This is a genomic window from Cutibacterium sp. KB22876, assembly GCF_059728865.1.
Genome location: NZ_AP040858.1, coordinates 1,266,452 through 1,278,356 on the forward strand (window position 1 = coordinate 1,266,452; position 11,905 = coordinate 1,278,356).

The 11,905-nt window shown below is 60.7% G+C and carries 1 protein-coding gene; it reads left to right on the forward strand.

Annotated elements, in window-relative coordinates:
- The first annotated feature begins 11 nt into the window (after positions 1–11).
- Complete coding sequence (locus AC6I1W_RS05805) at positions 12–11,903, forward strand: beta-ketoacyl synthase N-terminal-like domain-containing protein (protein WP_462553430.1); 11,892 nt, start codon at positions 12–14, stop codon at positions 11,901–11,903.
- The last annotated feature ends 2 nt before the right edge of the window (positions 11,904–11,905 follow it).

An 11,905-nucleotide genomic window follows, 5' to 3' on the forward strand; every position in this document is an offset into this window, starting at 1 on the left:
GGCTCATGATCATGACTCAGCAGACCTCAACAGACATCACCTTGGATGCTCTGACTCAACTGGAGCTTGTCCGGGGCGTTCTTGCACGGGAGACATCTGCGTCGTGCTGGCTCACGCGCGTCGAATGGGGAGAGAACACCACGATGGCCTCCCCACATGACACGCTGCAGCTCGCGTGGGGAGATCAGCCGGGTGCGCCGCAGTGGTCGTTGGTCCTCAAGTCCGGATCGGCGCGACGAGTGCTGTGTCGTGGCTCGGTGTGGAATCCGGGTGGTGCTGTGTCGACGCGAGACCTCTCGCTGGAAGATGCTCTCGATCTGTCGCAGGCGGCGGAAGGCTTGCCAGCGCCCGCGACATGGCTGTCCGTGGAGCGGTATGGCATCCCCGCTGATTCGACCGATGAAGTTCGCGCCTTGATCTTGGATAAAGCAGGAGAGCGCCGGGCGATCATTGGCCTTGAGGTAGCCGCGGAGACGTCGAATTCGGGGAGCAATTCGCACGGGAAGGGTATCGACACAGATCGTCTCCTTGAAGACATTCGCCGAGGCCTAGCTGATTTCCACAGAATTCCGGTGTCGTTGGTTCAAGAGGACGAGTCCTTTTCCACCTTCGGACTGGACTCCATCAATGTGATTGAGCTGGCGGAGGACCTTTCATCGGTTGTGGGCTACACGCTCACGCCCGATCTCTTCTTTCGCTATGGTTCCTGTCTTGAATTGGCAAAGGGCCTTGCCAATGAGGCGCCCGCTGCGGTTACGCATAAGTACGGAATTTCCGACTCGCCGGAGAGCGCCGAGATCACGACCCGCCAGAGGCCAGCCGTGTTGGCGCTGCCCGCGGATCGTGGTCTTCTTATTCCGGCGCGGAAGTCCGTCGTCGACGACCGTCGAGGAATTCCTGCTGACATCATCGGTCTCAGCGGTAGGTTTCCCGGAGCCGCCGACGTTGATGAGCTTTGGCATCAGGTGGTCACAGGTGGCACCGCTATCGGCCCGGTGCCTGCTGACCGTCCTGGTCTCCCCTCTGGTGGGGGTCTGGTCGGCGGATGGATTGACGGCATCGATGAGTTTGATGCCCGGTTCTTTGGTGTGACGCCTCGCGACGCCGAACAGATGGATCCTCGTCAACGACTCTTGCTGCAAGAGATGTGGCGTGGACTTGAGGATGCTGGGGTAGGCAAACAGGAACTCCGTAACCATCGCGTCGGCGTCTTTGTGGGAGTCGAGGGGGGGGACTACGCGCACTACCTCGGCGATAATGATGGCTTAACAGGGACTAACGACGCCGTCTTGGCGGCACGTTTGGCCTACTTCCTGGACCTGCACGGCCCTGTGATGGCTATCAACACGGCATGCTCTTCTGGCCTGTTGGCCTTACACGAGGCGCGCCTCAGTATTGTCAACGGTGAGTGCGATATGGCTATCGTCGCTGCGGCCAATATCCTTTCCCATGCTGTGACGATCGAGACCATGCGTAGCGCGGGGATGCTCTCGCCTACTGGGGTTTGTCATGCATTCGATCGACGCGCTGACGGCATGGTCACGGGCGAGGCTGTCACTGTCATGGTGCTGCAACGATCCGATCTGGCCCGGGAGCAGCGACGACGCGTCTACGCTCGGCTGCTTGCCAGCGGCGTGAACCACGATGGAAAGACACAGGGCATCACGGCGCCAAATGGAACCGCCCAAACTGAACTAGTCCGTGAGGTACTGCGATCTTCTGGTGTGGATTCCCGCGCCGTTGGCCTCGTGGTGGCGCACGGTACTGGGACGCCACTTGGCGATTCGGTGGAAGTGAAAGCGCTGGAGGCGGTATTCTCGAACCGTCGCAATGATCCTGTTGCGTTGATCTCAACCAAGCCCAATGTTGGTCACTCTCAGGCCGCCTCTGGCTTGGTGAGCGCCACGATTGCTGCCCGAGCCTTGTGGTCTGCGACGGTACCCCCGTCGCGGGACTTCGAGCAGCCGAGCGAATATGTCGACTGGGCGGCAAGTGCCCTGAGGGTTCCGACGCAGAGCGAGCCATGGCCCTGGAACGAGCAGCCGCGTATCGCGAGCGTGAGCGCGTTCGGTGTTAGTGGCACCAATGTCCACATGATGATGATGTCGTGCGATCAGCTCCGTTATGACGATACTGAGTCTAGTTCCCACCTATTTCTGCTGTCAGGAATGACTGACGCGGCTGTCCGCCGACAGGCACACAACCTGGCACAAGCCTTGGAGTCGCAGGATTACACTCTCCCCTCGGTGGCCCGAACCCTGGCGCTGGGACGGCAACATTTGCCGCATCGGGCTGCCGTCATTGGCGCGACTGGTGACGATTTGATCCGTGCACTCCAGTCGGTTGCGGACGGTACTTTTCCCATCACGACGGTGCCTCAACACTTCCAGGAAAAGAAGGTTCAGGCGCGCTTGCTGGAAGACCTCGTGCATTCGTGCCGGACTTATCGCGGAGCCGAACTGCTCGAGACCCTCGAGGTATTGGGCGATGCGTATATGCAAGGCTATGTGCCGCCACTGGCCGGTTTGTGGGAGGAACTTCCGCCGACAGCATCGTTGCCTGGCTATCCCTTTGAACGGGAGCACTACTGGGTTACTTCCGAAGTGTCGGCACAAGCGCCCGTCGAGAGGGGACGGCTGGCCGGGCTCAACGTGTCCAGTCTCCAACAAGGACTGGCGACGCAAACCACATGGGATGCCAGCAACCCCCTTGTTGCCGATCATCTATCGCATGGTGTGCCGATCCTGCCGGCTGCAGGCCATCTGGCGGTGTTGTGCGATGCGGCAAGGATTCTAAGCTGCAGCGATGCCCACGCTCAAACGCTGGTACTGACTGATCTTGAGATCACCCAACCGTTCTCCGTCACAGCACCGACTGATGCGTTCGTCTTCGCCGATCTGCGTGACGACGGGGCCGTCGTCCTCGATCTCGTCGCAGGTACTGACGAGGCTGAGAAGAGTGCCGTGACGATGATTCTGGAGGAGTCCGACCGCCCTAGGCCGGTGGTGAATGTGTCGAACATGAGTGGGCTGCGACGCAGTGGCGCTGAGATTCGGGCGGCGCTCGAGAAGGAGGGGCTCCGATACGGCGAGTGGTACCACACCCTCGATGAAGTGATTGTCGATGGTTCGATGGCGATCGCCACGGCTCGTAGCAGTACCACTCTGTGGGATGACGCACTGATTCGCCCGGATGTGCTAGACGGGATTTTCCAGGCCACAATCGCCCTGGGCGAGGAGCAAATGATGCCTAGCCGCCCCTTCCGCATGGATCGCGTGACGGTCTTCATGCCCATGCCTCGAAATGTGGTGGCGCGCATCACCCATCTCGGTCGTAGCAGTCGCGTGGAAAAGTTCGACATCGAAATTTTCGATACGGATGGCAACGTCGTTCTTGAAGTACGCGGATTTAGTTCAGTACTGTCCGCGGCGTCCATGCATGACAACGATGCCACGATCACCGCCGTGCTCGCCCCCTCGTGGGAGCCTCTGGAAGAGACACGTGAGTTGAGCGCAGCACGTGGTCGGTATGTGGCAGCGTCCGGTGTAACAGTCAGCGGAGCGGGGGCCATGCTCCACCCCCTGCCTGCCCTTGACGACACAGCCGAGAGTTTCACTCTCGTCGCCGAGAACCTGTTGAGACTCGCCCAAGACCTGATGGAGTCTAAGCCTGCAACCCCTCGGTTACTGCAGGTAGTGGTCCCTCTCGGGCTCGGCGCCGGGTTGGTGGGAATGGTGGCTTCGATCGGACAAGAGAGTCGGCGCATCATCCCCCAACTGATCGAGGTAGGCCCTCAGGTCACGGCTCATGATCTTGAACGACTGTTGGCCACACAAGCCGGGATTGAGCAGCCGGAAACCCACCTCCGTGTCACTGATGGCGACATTGCCAGGATGCAGTGGAAGCGACTGCCTGAGCGTGAGCGGGAGTGGAAGCCGGGCACATACGTCGTGACCGGGGGCCTCGGCGGATTGGGCCTTCTGGTAACTCGAGACATCTTGTCTGCCCCTGCCACTCAGGTCGTTTTGACGGGCCGTTCCATTGCGGGGGACCGATCCAACGGAGTGCTCGCGGACCTGGACGCGGGCGAGCGCGTGAGTTATGAGCAAATGGACTTGCTCGATGAGGTTGATGTTCGTCGCGTTGTTGCGAAGCAGCGTGACTTGGTCGGAGTCATCCATTGTGCTGGAACTACCCGTGACGGATCACTTCGCACCAAGACGACCGACGACCTTCACGCGGTCTTAGCGCCGAAGGTGTGGGGCTGCGTGAATCTGGATGAGGCGACGAAAGACCTCCCCTTGGATGTCTTTGTGCTCTTTGCCTCAACCACGGGTGCGGTAGGCAACGCCGGACAGACAGACTACGCGGCTGCCAACGGTTTCATGGACGCGTGGGCACACAAGCGAGCGGCGTTGGTTGAGAGCGGACAGCGGCATGGCACCACAGTGAGCATTGATTGGTCGCTGTGGGCCGATGGCGGCATGAGCATGCCGGCCGCCACGCTAGAGAAGTTGGGCCGTGAAACCGGGTTTGCTGCGATTCCCGCCAGTAGCGGTATTCACGCCCTCCACACGAGCCTTGCGTCGAAATTACCCCAAACATTGTGCATGAGTGCTCTGCCTGGTCGTTTTGAAGAGGCGATGGTGGATCTCGTCGGAGCCCCAGCGCCTAGGGCTACCAACCAACTCGCTGCGATGCCGATCGCGCATGCTGATTCGCCAGCGTCCGAGCAGGACCCGGTCCAGGCAGTCCTGACTGTGGTGACACATGCGTTGCATGAGCACCTCAAACTCTCCTTTGAGTGGTTAGACCCAAATGCCAGCTTGGACCAGCTTGGATTGGATTCCATCAGTTCGATCGATGTGATCGAGGATCTTGAGTCTCGCCTAGGGTCGCTTCCGCGCACTCTCTTTTTTGAGCATGAGACGCTTATCTCGCTTGCTCGCGAGATCGTGAGTGAGCGCCCCGAGGCGGTTGCTGACCTGCTTCGTCTCGAGGTTTGCGACGCCCCACCTGCATTGCCCGACGTTAACCAGGCGCGTCCAGCAGCCTCGGCTCCACGACACTCTCGCCGTCAGCGCCGCGTACCCAACTCGGTCCAGAGGATTGCATCGACGCCAGACCATGGGCCGCTCGATATGGCGATCGTTGGCATAGCCGGCCGTTACCCAGGTGCCAACAATCTCACCGAACTGTGGGAGAACCTACTCCACGGACGTGACACTGTCGGCACGTTGCCCGATGGCCGCTGGTCAATGGGCGATGTCCGCTGGGCTGATGCCTACGATCGCCTCGTCCCTCAAGACGGTGGCTTCCTGACCGATATTGATCACTTCGATCCCTATTTCTTCAACATCTCGCCTCGTGAAGCGGCTGAGATGGACCCTCAGGAAAGACTGTTCCTAAGGTGCGTTTACGAAACCATTCAGGACGCTGGCTATACACCTGGCGATCTGTCTGCTTCTGGAGCGGCATCGACGGGTGTGTTCGTGGGATTGATGACCATGGAGTACCAATTCTTCGGTGTTGAGGCGCAGCAGCGTGGAAGATCTATCGCCGTCGCAGGCAATCTAGCTGGAGTCCCGAATCGGGTTTCTTATCACCTCAATCTCAAGGGCCCGAGCGTGGCGACAGACACAATGTGCTCCTCGTCGCTCACAGTGTTGGATCAGGCATGCCGTGCCATTCAGGCGGGCCAATGTCGTCAGGCGATCGTAGGCGGTGTCAATCTCACCCTTCACCCCAACAAGTCCTTGCTGCTGGCCACCAACGCTTTTATTTCTCCGACTGGGCGCTGCCACGCGTTCGGCAAAGATGCCGATGGGTATGTGCCGAGTGAGGGCGTCGGTGCGATTTTGCTGAAGCCGCTCGCTGCGGCAGTCGAGGCGAGGGATCACATCTATGGCGTCGTGAAGGGATCCCAGCTCAATCACGCCGGCCGGACGACGGGGTTCACAGTACCGAGCGCTGTAGCTCAGGCTGAGGTCATCCGTGGGGCCATTGAAGAGAGTGGCATAAATCCCGCGGACGTGACTTATGTGGAGGCCCACGGTACGGGCACGAAGCTAGGCGATCCGATCGAAGTCAAGGGCCTCCTTAAGGGCTTCGGTGACGGAGCTGCTTGTGCAGTGGGCTCGATGAAGGCCAGCATCGGTCACTGCGAGGGCGCGGCCGGCATCGCCGCTCTCACGCGGGTGCTGCTGCAGATGAAGCACAAGACAGTAGTTCCGTCGCTCCACAGCTCTGAGTTGAACCCGTTACTCGAACTTGAAGGATCGCGCTTCTACGTTCCTCAACACGCCGCACCGTGGAAAAGAATGAGCGAGCACAAGCCGTTGGTGGCGGGAATTTCTGCCTTCGGTGCTGGTGGGTCCAATGCCCATGTCATCGTCGCCGAACATGTAGCGTCTCGCGATCACGCTGTCGCTTTTGGCCCTGAGGTTGTGGTGCTCTCGGCCAAGAGCGAGGCTGCTCTGCGACAGATGGCGGCTCGACTCTTGACGGTTCTTCGCCGCGGTGACGTTGCCGAGAATGACCTTGATGCCCTCGCATTTACACTTCAGGTGGGGCGAGAGGCGTTCGCCTGGCGTGCTGCCGCAGTCGTGGCTGATCTCGAGGATGTCCGGTCGTGGCTGGCGTCGGTGAGTGATGGGCAAGGTATTTCGCATGTTGATCTCCACCGGCCTGCCACTTTTGTCGCGCGAGGGGCAGAGGCGCCAACCAAACTCCGCGACGCGTGGTTGGCGGGTGAGTTCAGCACATGGAATGGCATCGTCTCTCAAGGCCGACGCCTGAGCCTGCCAACTTATCCGTTCGAGGAAGAGCCCTACTGGCTTGACTTTGGAGATCCAGGCGTGGAGCTGAGGGGCACTGTCAGCGCAATGTCTCAGACTCGTCCCGTCGCGATGGTATCAACGGCGGTCTCGCCGGAATCGACGCCATCGATGGTGAGTCGTGAGGCCATGGTAGATAGGGCATTGAACGCTTGTCACGCGAGCATTGCAGAGGTGCTACAGATCCCGGTGCCGAGGCAGGATCCTGACGATTCCTTCCAAGACTTGGGTTTCGACTCGGTGACGATCGTCGAATTTGCAGATTCGTTGTGCGACGAGCTGGGTTGTGACGTGAGCCCCGACAGCATGTTCAATCACCCGACACCTCGACGCCTCGCCATCTATCTTGCCGACGAGTGCATGACTTCACCATTGGAGGATCAGGACGTGTCAGAGCCCGATCCATACCGGGAAAACCAGATCCCAGGAACAGGGGCGCGCCCGCAGCCGACGCGGGAAAACAGCACCGCGATGGACCGGGATCATGTATGCGTCATCGGTCGTGCCGTGCGAGCCGCGCAAAACGATGATGTAGAGGTCCTGTGGTCGTCAATCTTGGCAGCTGAGTCGCAGATTGTCGATCTTGCGGGTCAGCGCCCCGGTTGGGATAAGACGCCACGCCACGTGGCTGCCCTGAGCGACATTGAGCGTTTTGATCCCGTGTTCTTCGAGATTTCTCCGCGAGAAGCTGTGGGCATGGACCCTCGGGCTCGACTGCTTCTGCAAGAGATGTGGCACGCGCTGGAGGACGCTTCGATCGGCCCGGATGCGCTAAGGAAGTCGCGCGTGGGCGTCTTTGTCGGCGTGGAAGATGGCGACTACCAGTTCATTGAAAATGAAGACCGTCGGGTGGCTTCCAACCACACGGGTGCGCTCGCAGCACGATTGAGTTATCTCCTTGATCTCCACGGCCCTGTGGTCGCAACTAATACCGCATGTTCTTCCGGCTTGGTTGCTCTTCATCAAGCGGCGGCGAGCTTGACAGCTGGTGAGTGCGATCTCGCCATTGTCGGTGCGGTGAACGTCCTAGCTCATCCCGCGACATATGACGCGATGGTCAGCGCTGGCATGCTTTCGCGCACCGGAGTCTGTTCCGCCTTCAGCGCGAACGCTGACGGCATGGTGGCTGGCGAAGCCGTGGCGGCCGTCGTGCTGACGAGGGAATCGTGGGCGGTCCAAACAGGTCGTCGCGAATACGGCGTCATTGTGGCCAGCGGTATCAACTATGACGGCAGGACCAACGGGCTGACCGCCCCCAACGGGGAAGCGCAACGAGCGTTGGAATCCGAAGTGTACGCGTCAGCTGCCATCGGTCCGGACGAAATCGACTTAGTGATTACCCATGGAACAGGCACCACGCTGGGTGACCCCATCGAAGCGAACGCACTCGCATCGGCACACACAGCCCTCGGCTCTGGTGAGAACAGTTGTGCGCTGGTCTCTGTCAAGCCAGTCGTGGGACATAGCCAGGCGGCGTCCGGCTTGGTCAGTCTCATCGTCTTGATGGAAGCGATGCGCCACGAAACTCTCCCGGGCAATCCAGCCTGCGAACCCGTCAACCCCCATCTGCGGCTCCAGGGCAGCCCCGTGTACCTCAGCTCGACCAGCCGTCCCTGGGTCTCGCCCGTGAACCATCCTCGGTGTGGCGCTGTCAGCGCCTTCGGTATCAGCGGCACTAACGCCCACGTCGTCGTTCGCGAACCCACTCATTCTCATACTTCTCATCCGGAGTCTCACATGAATGCCTCCTTGCCCCTTCTCGTCTCGGCTAAGACCGCACGGGCGCTTGACGAGCGTCTCCTCGACCTGGCTCGACTGTGTGCGAGCGAGCAAGCGCCTGATTTGCCCGCTCTAGTCCGGACCGCGGCCGAGGGCCGCCATCATCACGAACATCGGTTCGCTGCCGTCGTCTCGTCCGTCGAGGAGGCTGCGAAGGCGATGCGCGCAGCTGTTGTTGACGTGGACGGTGGCCCGACGCGGCGCGTGCTCACGCGTGACGCCTTGCGGGCGGAGGCTTCATCGGAGATGAGCCGTCTCGCTGCGGGGCTGAATGGTCCCGGCGCGGCTGCCTCTGCAGAGAGCATTGCGCAGCGATATCTCGAGGGTGCCTGTCCGGCGCCGATGCCGGCACTTGGCATGACGGTATCCCTGCCTGGGTACCCGTTTGAACGCGAGCCGTTCTGGCCGAGCCGGCCGCAGGCACTTCACTCTCCTTTCCAGCCGATGTCGCAGTCCACTTCGCAGGCTGGCACCGTCACTTCCCAAGCTCCGGTTGGAGTTGGTTGGCAGCCGAAGATGGCGGGTTGGTCCCTGGCCGATCGGGTGAGCGACGCTGTGCGTCGTGAGGTTGCGGCTGTCGTGCGATTGGAAGCTTCGGCGATCGATACCACGGCGTCATTGCAGGCCTACGGGATGGATTCGATGCTACAGGTGGAACTGGCTGGCAACTTGGAGGAGAACCTCGGCGTCCCCATCCTTCCCACTGACTTCTACCGCGCGACAACTATTGATGCCCTTGTCACGCACATTCTGGCTCATCACGCCGAGGAAATGCAGCGCCTCTTCCAGGGACCGGAAGACAGTGCCGCTCCGACTGCGGTGGCGCTTGATTCCTTCCAGGCTGTGACGGTTCATGCCAAGTCGGGACTCTCAGTTCCTGAGCGGGATACCACTCGTCGTGACGCTGTGGCTGTGGTGGGACTGGCGGGACGTTTTCCCAAAGCCCGTGATGTCGACGCGCTGTGGGAGCTGATGACATCGGGCCACTCAGCGATTGATACTGTCCCGAGCGAACGAGCAGAATTTCATGCCGATACCGCGACTCGATGGATGGGCACGCTTGAGGGGGTTGGCGAATTTGATGCGCGGTTCTTTGACATTGCGCCGCGTGAGGCATTCCAGATGGACCCGCGTCAGCGACTACTCATGCAAGAGATGTGGCATGCGATCGAAGATGCGGCTCTGACTGACGAAGAACTCCATCACGAACGTGTCGGCGTGTACGTCGGTATTGAGGAAGGCGATTATCTTGGCCTGTTGGAGAGCGCCAGCGTTACTTCGAACGCGAACTCTGTGCTGGCAGCTCGGATCAGCTACTTCCTGAATCTCTCAGGACCATGCATGGCTATCAATACCGCTTGTTCATCGGGTTTGGCAGCGCTCCATCAGGCACGCCTCGGACTGGAGACGGGAGATTGCGATACCGCCATCGTCGCCGCCGCCAATATCATCAGCGATTCTAAGGTCTACGACGCCATGGCAGACGCGGGCATGCTCTCATCTACGGGCGTGTGCCGCGCCTACGACGGCGAGGCTGATGGAATGGTGCCGGGGGAGGCCGTGGCCGTGATCGTCCTCCAGCGGGAGAGCAAGGCCCGTGGTCAAGGCCGCCGTGTCCGGGCGAGGCTTCTGTCCAGTGCTATGAACTATGACGGTCGGAGTCAGAGCATCACCGCTCCCAGCGGTCATGCCCAGGAGGAAGTGATTCGTCGCGCTCTTGCCAATGCTGATGTGACGACCGACTCGATTGGCTTGGTGATTGGCCATGGCACGGGCACGCCCCTCGGCGATCCGATCGAAGTGAGCGCCCTGGCGAATGCGTATGCAGATGCCTCGCAGCAGAGCATCGCTCTAATGTCGGTGAAGCCGACGGTTGGTCACGCACAGGCAACTGCTGGGTTGATCAACCTGATCGTTGCTATGGCAGCTATGGAGCACGGCTCGATCCCGCCCAGCCTGTCGTGTGGGCATCCGAGCGATCACGTGGCATGGGAAACAACTCCCTTCTGGTTGAATCGTGAGCTCACCTCCTGGCCGCAGGGAGCGGCGCTGAGGCGATCTGCCACGAGTGCCTTTGGCTTTAGCGGCACGAATGTCCACGTGATCCTGGAACAAGGCGATCCCAAGCCGACGGCTGCCGGAACCGCGACGCCAACCTTGCTCGTGGTCTCAGGCAGCGATGAGGCTGCTCTGAGTCGGCAGTTGAGTGTGTTAGCAAACTGGCTGCAAGATCATCGTGAAACCCCTCTGCAGGGGATTGCACGCACGCTCGCTGAGGGCCGTCAACATCTCACCCATCGGGCTGCGTTGGTCGTCGCTGACATAGACGGCGCTATCGATTCGTTGGCGGCAGCAGCGCAGGGGCGGCAGAGCTCCCGTGTGTTTCTCGGCACGGTCGCGCGTGGCACGCACAGCGTCGCAAGCCTCAGCAGCTTCGTGGCACAGCAGGTTGGCATGATTGGCCAGGGCAACCCGGAGCAGGTCGATGATGCGCTGCGCAGTGTGGGCGAGCTCTATTGCCAGGGCTATGACATTCCCGTGGGTACCTTCGGCGACGCGCCTCTGCTGTCGCTGCCGGGTTACTGCTTCGAGCCTAAGGTCTACTGGCGTGGGCCCGGCGTCGCCACCTCTCCTGAATTCCAGTCGGTTACCCAGACTGAACCGCAGCCGCAGTTCCAGTCTGCGCCGACTCAGACCGCGCTCTCTGACCCGGTCGACGTGATTCGCGAGGTGGACTCTGCCGGTCCTGTGGTTGAGACGAAGGTTACCTTGCCCGATCTGGCTCAGGACGGGGCGACAGAGGTTGTGTCTGTGACCGAGCCGGTGACGCCCGCCCCCCTCTTGCCCTCAGACGCCGTTCCAGCGGCGACAGTACAGCAGACCCATGCCGCCGATGCCCCAGTCGTTGGGGCCCCTGCCGTGCAGGCTGCCGACATCGTGGATCGACTCGTCGCTAGCCTGGCCCGCGAACTATTTGTGGAACCTGACGAGGTGGAACTTGACCGAAGCTTCATGGAACAAGGGCTTGATTCCATTGTCGGTGTCGAATGGATGCGTGCGATCAACACTGAATTGGGTCTCAAGCTCTCGACCACGAAGCTGTACGAATTCCCGACGATGGACACATTCGCCGTGATGGTCGCCCAGGAGATGTCCGCGGCCAGCAGGCACAGCGATCCGGGGGAGCAATCCGTGCCTGATGACCTAGACCTGCTGCTCCAGCAGGTCTACGACGGCAATGTGGCCCCAGACGAGGCGGCCGGGCTGATTTCCAACGAGGAGAAGTGAGC